The following is an 18,479-nucleotide window of genomic DNA, read 5'->3' on the forward strand; positions in this document are numbered from 1 at the left end:
TTTAAGAAAGTTTTAATAGATGCTTCATAAGGGGTTTATTTTTTTTGCCTATGATGACAGTGGCAGTAAAATACGAATGGTTCAGGAGGAAGAAGATGAACAAGAAATGGCTTGTGCTGGGAAGCGTAATCGGAATCAGCAGCCTCATGATGGTCACGACGGGAATTAGCGCCATGGCGGGAACTTCAGGGTATGACGCCTACAAGTCCGCGTTGAAGAACACCAAGACCGTGCAAAGTGTGACCGTTCAGGCGGCAGGGTCTTTGCGGGATAACGGGAATGTGGCGCTGAGCGCAAACGGCACGTTTAAAATGAGCCGCGAAGGCGGCTCGGCAAGCGGCTCGGGTGAAGTTTCCGCGGGCGGCGCTAAACAATCGCTTCAATTTTACAAGCAGGGAGATCAAGCGATTTTCAAACCGGGAAGCGGCGATGTGTATTATGTAAAAGAGGCGGCGGCCGAAGCGCATAAGCGCTTTAAAGGCTCCGCGGACAAAGAAATGCCGCAGCAAGTGGAAACCGTGGTCGACGCGCTGGTCGGCAATCTGAAAGATTATGTCGCCGTCGATGTGAAAGGGGACGGGAGCAAGCGCGTATCGGCGGAGCTGGACGGCGCTCAACTGCCGGCTGTCGTGCAGGCGATTGCGCCGATTGTCATCAAGCAGGGGTCCAAGGAGCACGGAGCGCCGGAGAAGAAGACTGACAACGCGGCCAACCCGTTCGGCCATGATTTTCTGAAAGGGGCCGCTCCCGAGCTGACCGATGCTATTCGCCTGGAGAAGGTGGCCGTTAACGCGACGATCAGTCCTTCGAACTACATTCAGCACCAGGAGGCGGAACTGACCGTATCCGGCAAGGATGCAGGCGGCAAGACTCATCAAATGGTCGTACATCTTCAGGCGGATCTGTCCGGATACGATAGCACCGCGCCGGATACGGTGGATCTGAACGGCAAGAACGTACAGAAGATGGAGTCCGAGCACCGGAACAAATGGCAGGGCAAAAACGGCTAAACGGGCCGATTGTTTCGTCCGCAGCGGATGGACGCGGGTTACCGACGTCCGCCGGCTGCCGGACGAGAAAGGAAGAGGTGATACGGATGCAACCGATTTTGGAGGTCAGCGGCTTAACGAAGCTATACCGCGGAACCGGACGCGGAATAACAGAGGTCAGCCTGCGGCTGGAGGCCGGCGACGTCTATGGTCTGCTCGGCCCGAACGGAGCCGGAAAGACGACGCTGCTGAAGCTGATCACGGGGCTGATCCGGGCCGATGGCGGCACGGTTACCCTGTTCGGCGTCGACAGGAGCCTCCATCACGAGCAGGCGATGGCGAATGTCGGCTGCATGATCGAATCGACCGATTTTCCCGATTTTCTGACGGCCTGGCAGTATCTCCGGCAGTCCGCACGCTTTTATCCGCAGGTGACGGGACAGCGGATGGAGGAGGTGCTGGATACCGTCGGACTGCTTGGGGTTCGCCACGAGAGAATCAAAGGCTTCTCGGCAGGCATGAAACAAAAGCTGGCGTTGGCGGCCGCCGTCTTGCCGAGGCCGAAGCTTGTTCTGCTGGATGAACCTACGAACGGTCTGGATATCGAGGGAACGGTCATGTTCCGCAGTCTGATCCGCACGATGTCGGCGGAAGAAGGGACCTCGTTCCTTATTTCCAGCCATATGATCCACGAGCTCGAGCAGCTTTGCAGCCGGGCGGGGGTTCTGGCCGGCGGCAGCTTGAAGAAAGAAGCGGACGTCTCCGGTTTGGTGCTGGAAGGCGGGACGCTCGAAGATTTTTACATGAAAGAAATCCGGGAGGGGGAGCTACAAGGTGCATAGATGGAAAGCGGGTTACGTGAAGGAGCTTTATTTGCTGCTGTACCGGAAAAAGGTCGGCATCTTCGGGGCGGTCTCCATCCTGCTACCGATTCTGTTTGCCGTCTCGTTACAGTCGCTTGGGCCCGTGCTTGGATTGCTGGCGATCACCGGCTCTTTTCCGATCCAGATGCTCGGTTTCTACACCGCGCTGTGGATTCCCCTCTTTATTTTAACGCTTACAGGCGACCAGTTTCCTCACGAAGTCGCTTCAAGGACGCTTAAACTCGCTTTTTTGCGTCCCCATACACGCTTTCACATATTCACCGCGAAGGTGGCCGCCCAAGGAACCGCCGTCGCCATCCTCCTGGCACTGCTCTTCGCGATTACGCTGCTGTGCGCGATGTTCACGGGAACGTCCTTGGGCTTAGCCGAAGGACTGTCAGCCGCCAAAGCGTATGCGGCCGCGTTTGCCTCCATGCTTGCCCTGTCGGCCGTATTTGTTTTTGCCGCGCAGTTTTTCAAAAGCGCCAGCGGATTCGTCGTCTTCGGCATCGCTTTGTATGCGGCCGCCAAGCTGGCTCCTTTCTTCGTCCAATCCTTCCCGGCGTTCTCGCCCGTGTCTTATACGGATTGGCATCTGCTTTGGCTGAATGACGGGGTTCCGGCGGGAAGACGGATAACGGCTTCTCTGTTTCTGCTTTCCAGCAGCCTCTTGTTTTTTGCCTTCGGTTATTATAAATTTGATCGAAAAGAAGTGTGAACGGGGAAAAGCCTATGTCTATCCGTTTCAAACTGCTGCTTTCGTATGCCGCAATGCTCGTTATCCCGCTTGTTATGATGCTCATAACGGCGATGCTTCTCGTCGTGGTGTTCCGCGGCGATTTGCAGTCCATCAAAGACCAGTACGGCGAAGGCGAAGGCCGCTACGAGAACCGCGGTATCGAGCGGCTGCTCAAAGAAATCAAACGCACCACGGAAATTGACCCTGCAGCTTGGAACGATGCGTCCTACCTGGCGGAAATAGACGGGGAGCTGCAGCGGAACCAATCCAATCTAATTCTGCGCAAAGGCGATGAAATTGCTTATGCCGCAGCTTCTTTTCCTTATCCGCAGCTTCTTAAGAACCTGCCGGTATATGAAAAGCCGGGAAGCGTGAAGATGACCAAACCCGAGCGGATCGGCAAACAGCTTGTCGAGATCGTTCATGTGGATTTCAACTTTGAAGACGGTCAGAAAGGCAGCCTGTTCGTCGTAACGGCCGTAAGCCCGTTCGTCACTTTCGCCCGGAAGTTTTTCCCGATCTTGTTTATCGCTTTAATCGTCATTCTCATTCTCACGCATACGCTGCTGACTTATTTCGTGTCCAGAAGCATCATTAAACCGCTGAATACGCTGAAAGCCGCCATGAAACGGATAGAGGCCGGCGATCTCGATTCCCGAGTCGTGCCTTCGGGCAGGGATGAAATCGGGGAGCTTAGCGCGGCCTTCGAGCAGATGAGGATGAAGCTTAAAGCGTCCATCCAGACGCAGCTGCAATATGAAGAAAACCGAAAAGAGCTCATCTCGAATATTTCTCACGATATCCGGACTCCGCTGACGGCCATACGGGGGTACGTTGAAGGTCTCGGGGACGGAATTGCGGATACCGACGAGAAACGGGAGAAATACATCGGCATCATTACCACCAAAGTGGAGGAGATGGATCATCTGATCGACGAGCTGTTTTTATACTCCAAACTCGATTTAAACCGTGTGCCGTTCAATTTCGAGAGAGTCGATCTGTATGCGTTTATCGAAGATTTATCTTCGGAGCTGGAGTTCGAGCTCGGTAAACAAGGCATCCGGTACTCGGCCGATATCAGGCTGAAACCGCACACGGAGCTGGCGATAGACCGGGATAAAATCAAGCGTGTTTTCGTAAATATCGTCGACAACAGCGTCAAATATATGAATAAACCCGATAAACAGATCGGGCTGAAGGTTCTGGGAACGGAAGAAGAGGTCCGGATCGAACTATTTGATAACGGCCGGGGCATCGATCCCGAATCTCTTCCGCATATCTTCGAGCGGTTTTACCGGGCCGACCCGTCGCGCAACAGCGATACCGGAGGCAGCGGCCTGGGCCTTGCCATTTCCAAGCAGATTATCGACGGCCACGGGGGCACGATCCGGGCAAGTAGCCTTCCGGACGAGGGCAGCTGCATTACGATCGTGCTTCCGATCCGAACGAATAAAGAGAGTGATTCCATATGAAATCCATATTGATCGTGGAAGACGAGCGTCTGATAGCCGAGCTGCAAAGAGATTACCTGGAGGTTCACGGGTTCGGAGTCGATATCGCGGAGGACGGGGAGAACGGACTGCGTCTCGCCTTGACGGGAAATTACGATCTGATCCTCCTGGATCTCATGATTCCCCGCATCGGCGGATTTGAGGTGTGCAGGAAAATCCGGGAAGAGAAGGACATTCCGATCCTGATGGTCACGGCTAAAAAAGAAGACATCGACATTATCCGGGGCTTGGGCCTCGGGGCAGACGATTACATCACCAAGCCTTTCAAACCCGCCGAACTCGTCGCGCGCGTGAAGGCGCATTTGTCCCGTTATGAGCGGCTGATCGGGCCCCCGAAAAGCAAGGATGAGGTGTCCATCCGTGAGCTTGTCATCCAGCTCGATTCCCGCCGGGTTTTTCTGCGCGGTAGTGAAATTACGCTGACGACGAAGGAATTCGATCTGCTCTGGTTTCTCGCGCGCAATCCTAACCGGGTGTTCAGCAAGGATCATCTTTTCGAGAAATTGTGGGGCATGAATTCGCTCGGCGATTCTCAGACGGTTACCGTCCATATCCGAAAGCTGCGGGAGAAAATCGAGCTGGACTCCTCGAATTCCGAGTATATCGAAACCGTTTGGGGCGCGGGCTATCGTTTCCGCTTATAGAATATCGGGGCAAATTGGAGCAGGAGGCGGTTGCGGGCCTGCTTTTTTGCTTTTCGGAGAAAGTCGGCGGATTAGCAACGATTCCTTTTACGGCTGGATCGCCGGGAACATGTTCCGAGGAGAACCATGCGGTCGAAAACAGAAACCTTGTTTCAAAAAATTGACCAAGGGTAAATAAGACATAGGCAACGCCACAATGCCAAAAAAATTCAATACCTGTAAGGAGTGATTCAAAATGGCACGTAATGATGACAACAAAATGAGCCGTGAAGAAGCAGGACGTATGGGTGGAGAAGCAACCTCCAAGAACCATGATAAAGAGTTTTATCAGGAAATTGGTGAAAAGGGCGGCGAAGCCACTTCCCGCAATCATGACAAAGATTTCTACCAGGAAATCGGTCAAAAAGGCGGCGAAGCTCGCGGTAACAACGGAAATGGTGGCAATAGCGGCGGCGACGGCAAAATGAGCCGCGAAGAAGCCGGACGCAAAGGCGGCGAAGCAAGAGCCCGCCAGCGTGACCGCAGCTAAACGAACTGTAGACAATCAGACACGCATCAACCCTTATCTTATAAGTTATGGAAAAAGTCCGCCGAAATCCGGCGGGCTTTTTTAATTATAATCAAACTTTAGCCTGACTTTTGGATAAATACTCTTTATAATGAAACACAATCAATTCAGGAGGTGTCGTTCATGCAGCAAAACTCATATGAAACCCCGCGCAGAAAAGAACAAATCAAAAAGTGGGGAAGACGGCACGTGCGATAAGCTTGCCGATGAGCGGATAAGTGGATACAAAACGTGACGTGCCGTCTGCCTGAAAGGCGGACTTATTCATGAATGTACACGCGTCACAAGTTTATTTAAGATTAAAATTCGGCTTGGCACTGGCCAACAGTGTCATGTTTACAACGTATGCGGTGTATTTTATCCAGACATTGGGCCTGACACCGCTGCAGCTCCTGCTCGTCGGAACCGTTCTGGAGCTGACCGTGCTCCTGTTCGAAGGAATTACAGGGGTAGTGGCGGATACGTACGGCCGCAGAAAATCGGTCATCCTCGGGATGTTCGTGATGAGCGGCAGCTTTTTTCTGGAAGGCAGCGTGATAGGGGCGGGTGCGGTCGTGCCCGTTATCTCGTTGTTTGTCTGGGTGCTTATTTCCGAGGCTATCCGCGGATTCGGAGAAACGTTCCTCAGCGGCGCGGATACCGCCTGGTTCGTCGACGAAGTCGGCGAAGAGCATGCGGGCCCGGTCTTTATGCGTGCGAAAAGGTGGACGCTGACTGCCGCTTTGTTAGGAATCGGAATCAGCGTGGGACTTTCTACGCTGGCTACGAACTTGCCGTTTCTGGCAGGCGGCCTCTTGTATGCCGTAATGGGGGGTTACCTTCTCCTGCACATGAAGGAGACCAAGTTCATCCGTCAAGAGAGGCCGCCGGGAAGCGGACCTTGGACGGAACTCAAGTCTACCTGGCTCACCGGTGCCCGAGAGATTTCCTCCCGGCCCATCCTGCTGATGATGTTGGTTGTGACCGTATTCAGCGGGGCGGCATCCGAGGGCTACGACCGGCTGTGGGAAGCGCATCTTTTGAAGGAAATCACGTTTCCGGCCGAACTGCCCTTATCCGCCGCCCTCTGGTTCGGGCTCATCTCCGTCCTGACAATTCTGCTGAGCATGCTCGCGATGTGGATCGCCGAGAAGCGGCTGGACACGACGGATGAACGCATCGTGTTCAAAAGCATGTTCGTGCTGACGGCACTGCGAATCGCAGCCGTTCTGTCGTTTGCCTTCTCGCCGAATTTCGGCTGGGCCCTGGTCTCCCTGCTCGCTGTAGGGGTCATCGGGACGGTGAGCGCCCCGCTTTTCGAGACTTGGCTCAATCTCAATATCGAGAGCCGGGCGAGGGCGACGGTGCTCTCCATGATGAGCCAATCCGATGCGCTCGGCCAAACCGCAGGCGGTCCGTTCGTAGGCTGGATCGGCAACCGGCTGTCCGTTCGGGCTTCGCTTACGACCGCGGCGGTCCTGCTGCTGCCCATCCTGTTCGTGTTCGGACGCGTTCTTCGCAAACGGCAGTAAACCGAAATACACCCGAAAGACCTATGTCTGCAGACATAGGTCTTTTTTTGCTCGGCATAGTCGGAGCTTCCCCAAGAAAGAGTGATTCTCTTTGCGAATTGATCCTGCTGTAACAAGAAGTCTCTTATTGTACGGGGCAGGGGATCTTACCGCCGCCTTTTAAGCTGCATTTTGAGCCGGTTGACGAACAGATGGGCGGCTTGGGAGTACGGCTGTTCCTTGGGATGGACGCACCAAAGGTAAGAGGGCTGCTCGCCCGGAAGCTCCGCGTCCACCATCACAATATCGCCGTTTTCGTAATCCGGGTTCCCGTAAAACGTGTAATCCGTTCCGAGAGTGACGGCGATTCCCTCCCGGACCGCCTTGATGATCGCGTCGATATTGTTGCTCGTGAACAGAACGTTCACGGAATCGCCGAGCGTGGCGATAAAGCGGGCAATATACTCGTCATGGTAAAGCACAAGCTGATGGGCGGCCAACTGGTTCAGCGAGAGCGATTTTGCCGAGGCCAAGGCGGAATGCCGGCTCACGCCGACGACCATGCGCCCTTCGACAAGCGGTTCGGCATGCAGGCATGCGTTTTCCAGAATCGTATCAGGGAACAAAATAAAACCGATATCGACGCGGTTATGGCGCACATCGTCGATAATTTCTTTGGTGCCTTTCTCGATCATTTCCAGCCGGATGCCGGGAAAATCTTTTTTAAGTTCCGTCAGCGTATCTACGAGCAGAGAGACGGGGCCCGGAATCGTGGCCACGCGGAGCCTCGCGTTTTGCAGCTTTCCGTAGCTGTCCGCCTCCGCTTGCAGCTGATGAACCTGACTTAGAATAGCCGACGCTTTGCCGAGAATCATTTGCCCCTCCGGTGTCGGAACCGCCCCCGTACGCGACCGGATGAAGATGCGTACGCCGAGTTCTTTTTCCAGAAAAGAGATCGAGCGGCTGATGCCCGCAACTGTCATATGTTTATTTTGCGCAGCCTGGGTCAACGTTCCCGCCCGAGCCACCTCTACGATGAATTCCAACTGTTCCAGATTCATTTTAAGTGCTCCCTGATATTAACTTTAAGTTAAGGTTAGTTAATTAATGTGAAATATAATTAATCTTGAGTATATGATACGATCTAATCAAGGTCAACGTGTGACAAAGCGCACACCACCGACATATATACCAGACAAGATATTTTGGAGGCGGAATTTATATGACAACCACTCAACGTGTAGCAGTAATCACAGGCGGCGCAAGCGGTATCGGCCGTCAAACTTGTTTAAAATTTGCCCGCAAAGGCGACCGGGTCGTCGTAGCGGACTTCAATGAAGCGGCCGGTATGGAAACCGTAGAGCACATAAAAAAAGAGGGCGGAGAGGCGATCTTCGTCAAAGTCGACGTATCCAGTCAAGAAAGCGTACAAGCTCTCGTGGATGAAGCGGTTGCCAAGTTCGGCCGTATCGACGTGATGTTCAACAATGCGGGAATCGGCGGTGCCGGGCCCGTTTTGACTCAAAATATGGATCTGTATCACAAAACGATCGCGGTCAATCAGCATGGGGTTGCATACGGTATTATGGCCGCAGGGAACAAGATGAAAGAGCTCGGTATTAAAGGTGTGATCATCAATACCGCTTCGGTCTTCGGTTTCCTCGCTTCTCCCGGAACCTTCGCCTACCATGCGACCAAAGGCGCCGTTATCATGATGTCGAAATCGGCGGCACTGGAGCTTGCTCCTCACGGCATCCGTGTCATTGCGGTAGCGCCGGGTGCGGTGGATACACCGATCATCCAGGGCTTCAAAGATAACGGCATGCTCGAAAGCATGAAAGCCAAAGTGATGGGCGGCGAGCTGACGAAGCCGGAAACGGTAGCGAATTCCGTCTACCTGCTTTCGCTGGAAGAAGCGGATGCCATCAACGGCAGCGTAGTTATGGTCGACCAAGGGTACGCCTCGTTTAAATAAAAAAATTGCTTCCCCATACCATCAGGCAAGAAGCCTCTCTTCATCTGGAAGAGGGGCTTTTTTTATGAAATTCTCCATCCCGAGTAAACTTTATGTAAAATCAAATTCTCCCGTTTTTTTGCCGGTAGCCGTGGTATGATTTGGGAAAATAGTCATTAAGGAGAAATGGTATGGTGATTACGATCCGAAACATAGTGTATACCCGAAGACTATGAAGGCACGGCCGCTTTGCTCAGCACATTCTATTCCGAGCCGGTTACGGTACAGCGCATGCGTGAAGAGGATGCCGCGATTCCGCAGAAGGGCGAGTTGACGCGTGACGAGAACGGAAGACTGACCGGCCATGACCGTCAGCGTCTTGTGGCCGTAAACGAATCGGGTAAAATTATCGGCTACGGCTATTCCTGGCGGGCTCCCTGGACGGCTCCGGGTACGTTGTACCAAAAGGTTCTTGTCGATCCGGCGGAAAGGAAAAACGGCATAGGACGCGAAATTTACGCGAAGCTGGCTGCCTATGCGGACGAAAACGGCGCCAGTAAAATCGTAGGCGAAGTCCGCGATAACGATCGGGATTCTCAAGCTTACGCGTCAGGACGCGGTTTTGTCAGGGACCGTCACCTGTTTGAATCCCTCATCGAATTAGACGGGCCGGCGGCTGACACAGATGGCGGATCGGCAGACACGCCGGAAGGGATCACGCTGACCACGCTGGCGCAAGTTCCCGGAGAAGAGATGGAGAAGCGGGTCTATGAGCTCTACCGGAAAACCCACCGCGACATTCCCGGCTCCGAGGGAGAATTTATGTGGTACAGTCAGTGGCGTAAAGAGAATCTGGAACGGGAAAGCTTCGATCCGTCGCTGTTTCTGCTCGCTTTGGACGGAGACGAACCGGTCGGAGCCGCCGAGCTGTATGAAATGAAGCAAACCAACAGCGTTTATAATCTCTATACATGTGTGGACGGGGATTACAGAGGAAAAGGCATTGCTTACGCACTCAAACGCGCGTCTATCTCTTTGGCAAAAGAACGGGGCTACCGCTATATTCGGACGAACAACGATTCCCAGAATGCGCCGATGCTTGCCATTAACCGAAAGCTCGGTTATGTGCCTGTCCCGGGCTATTACCGCATGTTTAAAATCCTCGAATAGAACGTCTCGGAGCCTGCCGGCTTTATCCGGCGGGTTTCGGGCTGTTTAGTGACCCAAAAGGGCAGCTTACAATTTTGTAAGCTATCCCCTGTATTTTGTCATGGAAATCGATGGGACCTTTCTCTGGAATCCGTTACGCTGGAAGCAACACGATACCAGTAAAGGGGTACAGTCAGCGATGAAAACACAACCACCGCGTATGCTTACTATCTTCTTGTCAGCCGCCATTATCAGCAGCTCCATGCCTGCAGCCGCCATGGCTTCCCAGGATGGGAAAATCCCGCTGACACTTACTTCACAGGCTTCGGCTGCCGGAGAAGATTACTTGCCGCTTCGCGCGCTTTGCGAATGGGTAGGTATTCCCATTCATTGGGACGAAGCCAAACGGACCGTAACTGCCGCCAAAGACAAGCGTGTTCTCAGCTTCATTCTTGCGAAACCCGGTATGCCTGCTGCCGACCTGGAAGGCATACCTTTAGCGCCGGATGAAGTGATCCTGCTTGACAGCACTGCCTATATTAAACGGGAAACTGCCGTTAAAGCGTTTGGCATTGAAGCGGCTTGGCGCGGCGGAAAGCTGGAGATTCCGGCCCACGATCTCGCCGCAAGAGCACGGGCTTTTGTAACGCAGCTTCAAAAAAACAACCGTGCAGGCACAGACGCTCTAACGAACGAGGCATTCAAGGAAGCCGGGCTTCCGGAAGGGACGGTCCAACTGGTCAAACAGCTTGCACAGCTCCCGATTACCCGAGAACGGATCGAAAGCAACGCAGTCCACCGGACTGTCATCCTCACCTGTGAAAGCCCGCAGATGAATTTCGATCTGGAGATCCGGTTCGACAAAGACGGCTATGTGGACGATTTTTATGCCGGAATGGCTTTTGAGGGGTACCGGCCACCTTCGTACGACAAGCCCGCGGCTTATGAGGAGCGCAGAATGGTTATCGGGACCGGCGATCATGCCGTGGAAGGCACCATGACCGTTCCGGCGGGAAAGGGCCCGTTTCCGCTTGTGATTCTTTTGCAGGGCGATGGAGAACTGGACCGGGACAGCACGGTGTTCGCCCAAAAGCCGTTCCGGGATCTTGCCGTCGGATTGGCAAACCGCCAGGTAGCGACGCTCCGGATGGATAAGACGACCCGGGAGCATTTTGCGCAGCTTAACGGTCATTATACGATCGGAGACGAGTTCGTGGAACCGGTACTTGAGGCGGTCAAGGCGGCACGTCTAGATCCCGACGTCGATCCAGGCCGAATATACGCGGCAGGCCACAGCCGAGGCGGCTGGATGATACCGCGGCTTCTGGCAAAGGACACGGACTCGCTTATCAAAGGGGCCGTAGTGTTGGCGGGGGCCGATCCTCGCTATACGGAGATCGATTCCTACGAGCACGAGGAACTCGGCGGGATGATTCCGAAAGAGCAGCTGGCCTATTACCGCAAGCAGCTGGAGCTGGTGAAGGCCGATTCTTTCGATCCAAAGTCGCCCCCGGCCGCTTTCGAGCTGCCGCCGAATCCTTACTGGTGGCACGATATCCGCGGTTATTCACCGGCCGATGAAGCCAAACTCCGCAGCGCCGCCATGCTGGTACTGCAGGGAGAAGAAGATTTCCAGGTGCCGCTGGCGAGCCTGAAGGGTTGGAAGGAAGTATACGCGGGGAACCCGGCCGTTACTTATAAAACGTACCCAAACCTGACGCATTTGTTTACAGAAGGCAAATTGGAGAACGGCATCGGGAATTACAAAATTCCCGCGAATGTACCGGAGACCGTTATCGCGGATATTGCGGCTTGGATCGACGGCAGTGCATCGGTCCCAAAATAAAACAAACAAAAAAAGCCTGGTATTCAGGCTTTTTTTTGCCGCCATCTTTGAGCGGCGGGTGTTTAGTATTTTTGGCTGTTGTTGGACATATAAGCGATTGACCCGATGATGGTGCCTAACAGAACGAGGGCGACCGGAATTCCGATCAGCTCCATGATGGCAGCCTCTGTACCACGGTAGGTTGTAGTTCCGACGACCATCGGAATTTCCAGGCCCAGCACGTTCAAAATAAACACGATAACCCCTAGAATGACTCCCAGCAGAACAAACGGCTTTAAAAACCGGAAAATATATGCGGCCATTTTAAAACGCCTCCTTCACTTGCTTCTTTTTTATTTTCTTAACCCTTAGACGACCTCCAAAAGGATACCCCTTCAAAATATGGGTGAGGTTAACAATTTTATTTAACCTTTAATTTCCGTTTTGAATACGCCGCCAAAACAAGCAGAACCGAAGCCGCCAAAAGAACGGCAATAATAAGCAGGGAAGCGGAAGTAAGATGGCTGGCGGAGCCGGACGGTACTGCGGTGCCCATAAAATCCGCATAAAACAACTGGTTGAAAGGACCGAGGAACCACAGGAGCATGTAAATAAGTTCAAAGGGGCGTTTGGACTCCGTCCATATGCCCAAAGCGAGGGCAAAACTCGGTACGAAAAACGCCGCCGCGACAGCGTAAATCAGGTGAACCGCATCGCCCGTTACGATAAAACGGATGAGCATCCCGCTCCCTGTAAGGAGCACGGCCAGGAAACCGGACAGCCACACGGCAGGGATTTGTCTTCTGACATAGCCGGGTGACGAAGCGAGGACGGACAGTGTGCCGTACTGGTATTCGCGATTGCCCATCGAAGACCAGAGTGAAATCGGCCAGATCCATGCAAGCGGCCAAATCCACCTCAGTGCCGTCGTAAAGGGAAGGAACAGGCACAGAAGAGCGAGAATCACCGCCACAACGTACCAGCCGGGTGGAAAACCTGCGAACTGAAGCCGGAACTCCGCTCCGACGAGAGGCAGAAACCGGTTATTCACCCGCACGGGTGTCAGCCCGGCTGCCGACGCCAGGGCAGGACTTTTCGCCGGGGCGGGTTCCGTCGGCGCTTTTTTAGCCTGCCCCGAGGCCGGGGCTTTGCCGCGTCGGGAACGGGCCGGTACGGTCTGGCCGTCGGCGGTGCCGGCATTGGGCCCTTGAACGACGACAGGGCTTTCCTTGAAGCCGCGGAAAAGGCGGGAGGCCAGCAGGCAGACCAGGACCGCGACAAGGAGCAAAGCCGCTTGTTTGATCACAATGTCCCAAGTCCAGCTTATGCCGTCCCAGACGAATAGCTTGAGCGGGCTTTCCAGGAACAGAATTCCTTGCCCGTATGTACCTTCATAATCGGCGTGAGTGAGCAGCAGCTTTTCGCGCATCGCCTTGGTGATGACGTCGTTTCCCATGCCCGAATACAGCGTGGACATCGTAACGCCGGTAAACAAAAGCAGGTAAAGCACGATGCCGAACGGACTCCTGAGCACCGGACGGGTTTCGAAGAGGACGGCCATGGCTGAAACAACCGCCAGAGCAGGAATTACAACAAACAGATACGGGGCCAGATAAGCACCCAGGTGAAGCGTGTAGTCTTCGCCCCGGACCCACTGCATACAGATCGCGACGGGAATGACAACGGCGGCAATCACCGCCAAAACCAGAAAATTGCTGAGTGCTTTTCCGAGCAGATAATGGGATTTTTTCAGCGAGGAGCCTTCGATGATCTGGCCCACACGGGTCCTTTTATCACGCTCGATGCCGTTACGGACCAGAAAGAAGCCGAAGAAGGATAAAAACAAGGAGGTCGAAACCGCCGTTGTTCCGCCCACCCAAGCCGAGTTATAGATCCCCCGGAATTCTTCGAAATACAGCGTGACGTATCCGGCATCCGAGGGAGGCACGAACAGATAGGCTGCAAGAATCGTCAAACCGAGCGTAACGAGAAAACTGAACCGCCGGGTTCTTTCCAGAAAGTCCGCCAGAGCCACCTGGTATGTAATGTTCCATGCGTTCATCTGCGTCACGCCTCCTTATCCTGCGCTCAAATAGAGGTAGGCGTCTTCAATTCCCGCTTGAACCGCCGTCGCCTGCTCGTTTGGCGGAGTCTCCGACACCACGCGGAGCAGCAGCCCGTCTTCGCGCCGGACGGTTGCGCTGATGAGCCACTTGGCTCGGGCTTCCTGGAGCTGGTTTTCGGGTATGACCACGTTCCATACTTTTCCCTGTACATGCCGCAGTAGCTCCCCGGGGTTGGAATCGCTGATGAGCCGGCCTTTGGAAAGGATGGCGATTCTGTCCGCCGTCGCTTCAATGTCCGATACAATGTGAGTGGAGAAAATAATAAGACGTTCACCTGACAGGTCGGTCAGCAGATTTCGGAACGATAAGCGCTCGGCGGGATCCAGCCCGATTGTGGGTTCGTCGATAATAAGCAGCTTGGGATCGTTAAGCAGAGCCTGAGCGATGCCGATTCGCTGTTTCATGCCGCCCGAGAAGCTGCCGATTCTTCTCTTGCGCACGTCATACAAATGCAGCAGACCGAGGAGATCGTCGATGCGTTTCTCCGCCGCTTTGCCGCTTATCCCCTTTACCGCCGCCATATAGTTCAAAAATTCATGAGCGCTGAGATTCGGATAGACGCCGAAATCTTGCGGAAGATAGCCTAGAATACGCCGAATCTCTTCGGGATTTTCACGAATGCCGACTCCGTTCCACGTAATGGTACCCTCGGAAGGCTCCGAAATGGTGGCTAATAGCCGCATTAAAGTAGATTTGCCGGCTCCGTTAGGACCAAGTAGACCTAGAATGCCGGGCTGTACCTGCAAATCGACATGGCGGAGCCCCCATACATTTTCCTGGTACTGCTTACCGATATTGCTCATTGAAAGTAGGATGTCGGCCACCTCAAATCTAACAATTATTAACAAAATAACCAAGATATCAAGAAAGAGTATACACATGAAATTGGGAAATGTCTATAACTAAAACCATATTTACCAAAAAATTATAATTTAAAATTAAATAATTAAAAGACAAAATAAGTAACAATAATTTCAATTTTTTATTATTTGAAAATGCATTGACAACATTTGTAAACCTACTCTATCATAATTTATGAAAGAATTGGTAAATTCGACTTTCTTTTGCTACTTAAGACCTCTAAGATCTCCTCACATGATTCGTTAGTCTCACGTTTAGTCGGGCGTTTGGACTAAGGACACCTCAAGAACCCAGCCCACATTACTGGAACAAGCTCTGCCCTCATCATGAACTGCCTGAATAGCTTTTCGGATTGAAGCTGACCTCGAGCATTTTTTAAAATGCTGCTTTATCAGCGGTTATTTGTCCTGCAAAAAAACACAGATGGAGGATGAAATGATGAATTCGTTCGAACTTTTGGAGTCAAATGTAAGATCTTACAGCAGGGTATTTGGAGATGTGTTCCGTACGGCTAAAAATTCCATGATGTTTACGGAAGAAGGCAAATGTTTTCTCGACTTTTTCGCTGGAGCGGGGGCTTTGAATTACGGGCATAATCCCGATTTTATCAAAGGGAAATTGCTGGAATATATCGGGTCCGATGCGGTAGTTCACGGTTTGGATATGTACACGACGGCCAAGCGGACTTTTATCGAAACATTCAACGAACTGATCCTGGCGCCGAAAGGGCTGGACTACAAACTGATGTTCTGTGGGCCTACAGGCACAAATGCGGTCGAAGCCGCGCTGAAGCTGGCGAGAAAGGCGAAGAAACGGACTGGTATCTTTTCGTTCAGCGGCGGTTTTCACGGCATGTCTTACGGCGCCCTGTCCGCAACGGGCAATTTGTACAACCGCGGGGGCGCAGGCGCTCCGCTGCACAACGTGACGTTCATGCCATATCCTTACGGATTCAATGAGTCTTTCGACACGATCGGCTATATGGAGAATGTGCTTACGGACGCGAACAGCGGTATCGAGAAGCCCGCTGCCGTCATTCTTGAAACCGTCCAGGCCGAAGGCGGCGTAATCGTGGCTCCGGTGGAGTGGCTGCAGCGGCTGAGCGCTCTGTGCAAAGAGCATGACATTCTGCTTATCGTCGACGATATCCAGGTCGGCTGCGGACGTACGGGATCGTTCTTCTCGTTCGAACGGGCGGGAATTCAGCCGGATCTTGTCGTGCTGTCGAAATCGATCAGCGGTTACGGGCTCCCGATGTCGCTTCTCCTCCTGAAACCGGAGCTGGACGTATGGAAGCCGGGCGAGCATAACGGTACGTTCCGCGGAAACCAGCTTGCTTTCGTCGGCGCGACGGCGGCACTGGAGTTCAGAATTTCTTCGAACCTGGAGGGATCGGTGAAAGAGAAGGAAGCATGGGTCAGCGACTATTTGCAAAAAGAAATCGTTCCCCTGCACCCGGCCATCACCATCCGCGGACTCGGCCTGATCTGGGGAATCGATCTGGGCGGATTGGAAGGCGGCGAGCAGGCAGCCAAATTCGTGGCGTCCCGCTGCTATGACCAGGGTCTCATTATTGAACGGTCCGGAAGAAATGACACAGTCGTGAAACTGATGCCTGCCCTGACGATTGATTCCGAGCTGCTGGAGCAGGGCTGCAAGATCGTCAAAGAAGCGCTTGCCGCTTATTTCGAGCAGGCTACACTTTCCGCCCGCAAGGAAGCGACGCTTGAGCCGGTTTGATTTAAACCGCCTTCCGCAAGCTTTTACAAAATGGTTACGAATGGGCAGGTGACAGGATGAAAAAGATATTCTTGTTTTGTCTGCCCTATGCGGGCGGGTCGTCGGTGATTTACACAAGGTGGAAGCCCTTGCTGGATTCCGGCATTGAGCTGGTGCCGCTGGAACTGGCTGGCCGGGGAAGGCGCATTAACGAGTCATTCTACGAAAATGTGGACGAGGCCGTAAATGATCTTCTGCCCGTAGTGGAAGCTTATCTCGACAAAGGTCAGGCTGCTTTTTTCGGTTACAGCATGGGCAGCCTGATTGCCTTTGAACTCATCCACCGCATTAGGGAGAAGCACGGACAAAACCCGCTGCATTTTTTCGCGGCGGCCAGGATGGCTCCACATATACAGCGGACAGAGCCTCCTTTGCACGGGCTGGAGCCGGAATTGTTCAAAACGAAAATTGCGGATTTGGGGGGAACCCCTCCGCAATTGTTTGAAAATTCAGAACTGATGAATTTGTTTTTACCGCTTCTCCGGGCGGATTTCCGGCTTGTCGAAACATACGCTTACGCCGAGAAAGCGGAGAAGCTGGACTGCGCCATGACGGTATTGGCGGGGAAGCGGGATACGATGAGGGAAAAGGATGTGCTCGACTGGAGGCGCCATACGACGGGCGCTTTTACGGCTCATTCGTTTGACGGAGGGCATTTTTTTATCAATGACTTCCAGAAAGAAATCGTGGATATCCTGCACGCTTCCCTGGGAATCCGTTACTCATCTTTGTACGCGTAAGAAAGGAGCGGGGCATGGTTACTACCGCCTGGTTATTTCCCGGGCAGGGTTCCCAGTATGTCGGCATGGGGGCCGCCTGGTACGCCCGTTACGACGGGGCGAAAGCATTGTTCGAAGAAGCAAGTGATCTGGCCGGCTACGATATGAAATCTTTGTGTTTCGAAGGAAGCGCCGCCCGGCTCTCCAGAACGTCTTTTACACAGCCGGCGCTGCTGACGGTAAGCGTTTTGGCAAGCCGGGTATACCTGCACGAGATCGGTATCGAACCCCGATACTCGGCCGGGCACAGCCTTGGTGAATACTCCGCGCTGGTGAGCAGCGGCGTCCTCACATTTGCGGAGGCACTCGGACTGGTCATCCAGCGGGGCAAGTTCATGGAGGAGGCGGCGGAAGCCGGCCTCGGCTCCATGATCGCTGTCCGCTCGTCCGATCAGGCTATGCTGGAGGAGCTGTGCCGCAGGCATTCTTCCGACGGGCAGCCGGCGGCCATTGCCGGGTACAATTCCGGCAGCCAATTGGTCGTTTCCGGCCACCGGAACGCGGTGGCAAGCGCCGCGGAGGAACTGGAGCGGCTCGGCATCGAAGTGACCCGGCTCGCGGTCAGCGGACCGTTTCACAGCGTGCTTATGCAGCCTGCAGCGGAAAGCCTGGAAGAGGCGCTGAACAAGGTCACATTCAAGGAGGGCCGCTGGGCGGTCATTTCCAATACCACGGCGCTTCCTTATCCGGATGCGGCGGCTATCCGCCAGGGGCTTGTCGATCAGATGACCACACCGGTGAAGTGGTTGCAAACCGTGCGGTTTTTAGAGAAAGAAGGCGTTGAACTGGCCGTTGAACTGGGTCCGAGAACGGTTCTGAAAAACTTGACCCGGGACAGCTCGGGGCAGATCCGGCCTTACGCTTACGACCGGGAAGCGGATGCGGAGAGTTTGGCGGATTTGTTTCCGGTCCGGCAGTTTATCGAGGCAGGATTCTCTGCCGCGGTTTCTGCGCCTAATGCGAACTGGAACGAGGAAGAGTATGCGCAGGGAGTGCTTGAGCCGGTCAGACGCATGCGTGAAATGCTGAGTTCTTACACGGAAATGAACGGTTCTGTCCGGGATGCATACGGACTGAGGCAGGATGTAAAGGAATGCGTTCGGCAAGTGCTTCGGACGAAGAAGGTATCCGAGAAGGAACAAGAGGAGACGATTCGCCGGTTGTTTACGGACTCTTTTACAAAAAGCTTGTGACAAGGGGAT

The 18,479-nt window shown here is 53.7% G+C and carries 17 protein-coding genes; 13 read left to right on the forward strand and 4 right to left on the reverse strand.

The features are described 5' to 3' along the window. The first annotated feature begins 95 nt into the window (after positions 1-95). The 7 genes from KVT34_RS03390 (at position 96) to KVT34_RS03420 (ending at position 6,825) form a co-directional block, all read left to right on the forward strand. Positions 96-1,010, forward strand: a complete 915-nt coding sequence (locus tag KVT34_RS03390) for a hypothetical protein (protein ID WP_217556676.1) — start codon at positions 96-98, stop codon at positions 1,008-1,010. 86 nt (positions 1,011-1,096) lie between these two features. Beyond that, positions 1,097-1,831, forward strand: coding sequence for an ABC transporter ATP-binding protein (locus KVT34_RS03395; RefSeq protein ID WP_217556677.1), 735 nt, complete (start codon positions 1,097-1,099; stop codon positions 1,829-1,831). After that, a complete protein-coding gene (locus tag KVT34_RS03400) occupies positions 1,824-2,570 on the forward strand; it encodes an ABC transporter permease (protein WP_217556678.1) in 747 nt (248 codons plus the stop codon). Before KVT34_RS03395 ends, KVT34_RS03400 begins: the two co-directional genes overlap by 8 nt. Positions 2,571-2,584: 14 nt before the next feature. After that, positions 2,585-4,063: a sensor histidine kinase gene (locus KVT34_RS03405; RefSeq protein ID WP_217556679.1), complete on the forward strand. Its 1,479-nt coding sequence runs from the start codon at positions 2,585-2,587 to the stop codon at positions 4,061-4,063. Continuing rightward, positions 4,060-4,746, forward strand: a complete 687-nt coding sequence (locus KVT34_RS03410) for a response regulator transcription factor (protein ID WP_217556680.1) — start codon at positions 4,060-4,062, stop codon at positions 4,744-4,746. The genes KVT34_RS03405 and KVT34_RS03410 overlap by 4 nt, the downstream gene beginning before the upstream one ends. A gap of 235 nt (positions 4,747-4,981) precedes the next feature. Continuing rightward, the gene (locus KVT34_RS03415; protein ID WP_217556681.1) at positions 4,982-5,275 is read left to right on the forward strand and encodes a KGG domain-containing protein; all 294 of its coding nucleotides are present in this window, start codon (positions 4,982-4,984) and stop codon (positions 5,273-5,275) included. Between the two features lie 305 nt (positions 5,276-5,580). Further along, entirely contained in the window at positions 5,581-6,825 is a 1,245-nt protein-coding gene (locus tag KVT34_RS03420; protein WP_217556682.1) for an MFS transporter, read from the forward strand. 146 nt (positions 6,826-6,971) lie between these two features. Here the strand turns inward: KVT34_RS03420 and KVT34_RS03425 are convergent, their stop codons facing one another. Then, positions 6,972-7,865: a LysR family transcriptional regulator gene (locus KVT34_RS03425; RefSeq protein ID WP_217556683.1), complete on the reverse strand. Its 894-nt coding sequence runs from the start codon at positions 7,863-7,865 to the stop codon at positions 6,972-6,974. A 161-nt stretch (positions 7,866-8,026) separates the two neighbouring features. Between KVT34_RS03425 and KVT34_RS03430 the strand changes: the two genes are divergently transcribed. The 3 genes from KVT34_RS03430 to KVT34_RS03440 all read left to right on the forward strand — a co-directional run bounded on the left by KVT34_RS03430 (position 8,027) and on the right by KVT34_RS03440 (position 11,753). Next, positions 8,027-8,779 carry an SDR family NAD(P)-dependent oxidoreductase gene (locus KVT34_RS03430; RefSeq protein WP_217556685.1) on the forward strand — a complete coding sequence of 251 codons (753 nt, stop codon included), beginning with the start codon at positions 8,027-8,029 and terminating at the stop codon, positions 8,777-8,779. 228 nt (positions 8,780-9,007) lie between these two features. Then, positions 9,008-9,928: a GNAT family N-acetyltransferase gene (locus tag KVT34_RS03435; protein ID WP_254634510.1), complete on the forward strand. Its 921-nt coding sequence runs from the start codon at positions 9,008-9,010 to the stop codon at positions 9,926-9,928. Positions 9,929-10,106: 178 nt separating this feature from the next. Beyond that, entirely contained in the window at positions 10,107-11,753 is a 1,647-nt protein-coding gene (locus KVT34_RS03440; protein ID WP_217556686.1) for an alpha/beta hydrolase family protein, read from the forward strand. A 62-nt stretch (positions 11,754-11,815) separates the two neighbouring features. Here KVT34_RS03440 and KVT34_RS03445 read toward each other — a convergent pair whose 3' ends face one another. The 3 genes from KVT34_RS03445 to KVT34_RS03455 form a co-directional block, all read right to left on the reverse strand. Further along, complete coding sequence (locus KVT34_RS03445; protein ID WP_042227822.1) at positions 11,816-12,055, reverse strand: hypothetical protein; 240 nt, start codon at positions 12,053-12,055, stop codon at positions 11,816-11,818. A gap of 98 nt (positions 12,056-12,153) precedes the next feature. Further along, positions 12,154-13,794, reverse strand: coding sequence for a Tat pathway signal protein (locus KVT34_RS03450; RefSeq protein ID WP_217556687.1), 1,641 nt, complete (start codon positions 13,792-13,794; stop codon positions 12,154-12,156). A gap of 15 nt (positions 13,795-13,809) precedes the next feature. Beyond that, a complete protein-coding gene (locus tag KVT34_RS03455; protein WP_217556688.1) occupies positions 13,810-14,661 on the reverse strand; it encodes an ABC transporter ATP-binding protein in 852 nt (283 codons plus the stop codon). 496 nt (positions 14,662-15,157) lie between these two features. Between KVT34_RS03455 and ectB the strand changes: the two genes are divergently transcribed. The 3 genes from ectB to fabD are packed head-to-tail and all read left to right on the forward strand — an operon-like array spanning position 15,158 to position 18,470. Beyond that, entirely contained in the window at positions 15,158-16,459 is a 1,302-nt protein-coding gene (gene ectB, locus KVT34_RS03460; RefSeq protein WP_217557244.1) for a diaminobutyrate--2-oxoglutarate transaminase, read from the forward strand. 56 nt (positions 16,460-16,515) lie between these two features. Further along, positions 16,516-17,238 carry a thioesterase II family protein gene (locus KVT34_RS03465; protein WP_217556689.1) on the forward strand — a complete coding sequence of 241 codons (723 nt, stop codon included), beginning with the start codon at positions 16,516-16,518 and terminating at the stop codon, positions 17,236-17,238. Positions 17,239-17,252: 14 nt separating this feature from the next. Continuing rightward, entirely contained in the window at positions 17,253-18,470 is a 1,218-nt protein-coding gene (gene fabD / locus KVT34_RS03470; protein WP_217556690.1) for an ACP S-malonyltransferase, read from the forward strand. Positions 18,471-18,479: the final 9 nt, after the last annotated feature.

It is taken from the genome of Paenibacillus sp. GbtcB18 (genome assembly GCF_019091125.1).
Taxonomy (GTDB): Bacteria; Bacillota; Bacilli; order Paenibacillales; family NBRC-103111; genus Paenibacillus_F; species Paenibacillus_F chitinolyticus.

Excerpts from the sequence above, each read along its gene's own strand:
- KVT34_RS03390 (WP_217556676.1), top strand. The coding sequence starts at position 96 with ATGAACAAGAAATGGCTTGTGCTGGGAAGCGTAATCGGAATCAGCAGC.
- KVT34_RS03395 (WP_217556677.1), top strand. The coding sequence starts at position 1,097 with ATGCAACCGATTTTGGAGGTCAGCGGCTTAACGAAGCTATACCGCGGA.
- KVT34_RS03405 (WP_217556679.1), top strand. The coding sequence starts at position 2,585 with ATGTCTATCCGTTTCAAACTGCTGCTTTCGTATGCCGCAATGCTCGTT.
- KVT34_RS03410 (WP_217556680.1), top strand. The coding sequence starts at position 4,060 with ATGAAATCCATATTGATCGTGGAAGACGAGCGTCTGATAGCCGAGCTG.
- KVT34_RS03415 (WP_217556681.1), top strand. The coding sequence starts at position 4,982 with ATGGCACGTAATGATGACAACAAAATGAGCCGTGAAGAAGCAGGACGT.
- KVT34_RS03420 (WP_217556682.1), top strand. The coding sequence starts at position 5,581 with ATGAATGTACACGCGTCACAAGTTTATTTAAGATTAAAATTCGGCTTG.
- KVT34_RS03425 (WP_217556683.1), bottom strand. The coding sequence starts at position 7,865 with ATGAATCTGGAACAGTTGGAATTCATCGTAGAGGTGGCTCGGGCGGGA.
- KVT34_RS03430 (WP_217556685.1), top strand. The coding sequence starts at position 8,027 with ATGACAACCACTCAACGTGTAGCAGTAATCACAGGCGGCGCAAGCGGT.
- KVT34_RS03440 (WP_217556686.1), top strand. The coding sequence starts at position 10,107 with ATGAAAACACAACCACCGCGTATGCTTACTATCTTCTTGTCAGCCGCC.
- KVT34_RS03445 (WP_042227822.1), bottom strand. The coding sequence starts at position 12,055 with ATGGCCGCATATATTTTCCGGTTTTTAAAGCCGTTTGTTCTGCTGGGA.
- KVT34_RS03450 (WP_217556687.1), bottom strand. The coding sequence starts at position 13,794 with ATGAACGCATGGAACATTACATACCAGGTGGCTCTGGCGGACTTTCTG.
- KVT34_RS03455 (WP_217556688.1), bottom strand. The coding sequence starts at position 14,661 with ATGAGCAATATCGGTAAGCAGTACCAGGAAAATGTATGGGGGCTCCGC.
- ectB (WP_217557244.1), top strand. The coding sequence starts at position 15,158 with ATGAATTCGTTCGAACTTTTGGAGTCAAATGTAAGATCTTACAGCAGG.
- KVT34_RS03465 (WP_217556689.1), top strand. The coding sequence starts at position 16,516 with ATGAAAAAGATATTCTTGTTTTGTCTGCCCTATGCGGGCGGGTCGTCG.
- fabD (WP_217556690.1), top strand. The coding sequence starts at position 17,253 with ATGGTTACTACCGCCTGGTTATTTCCCGGGCAGGGTTCCCAGTATGTC.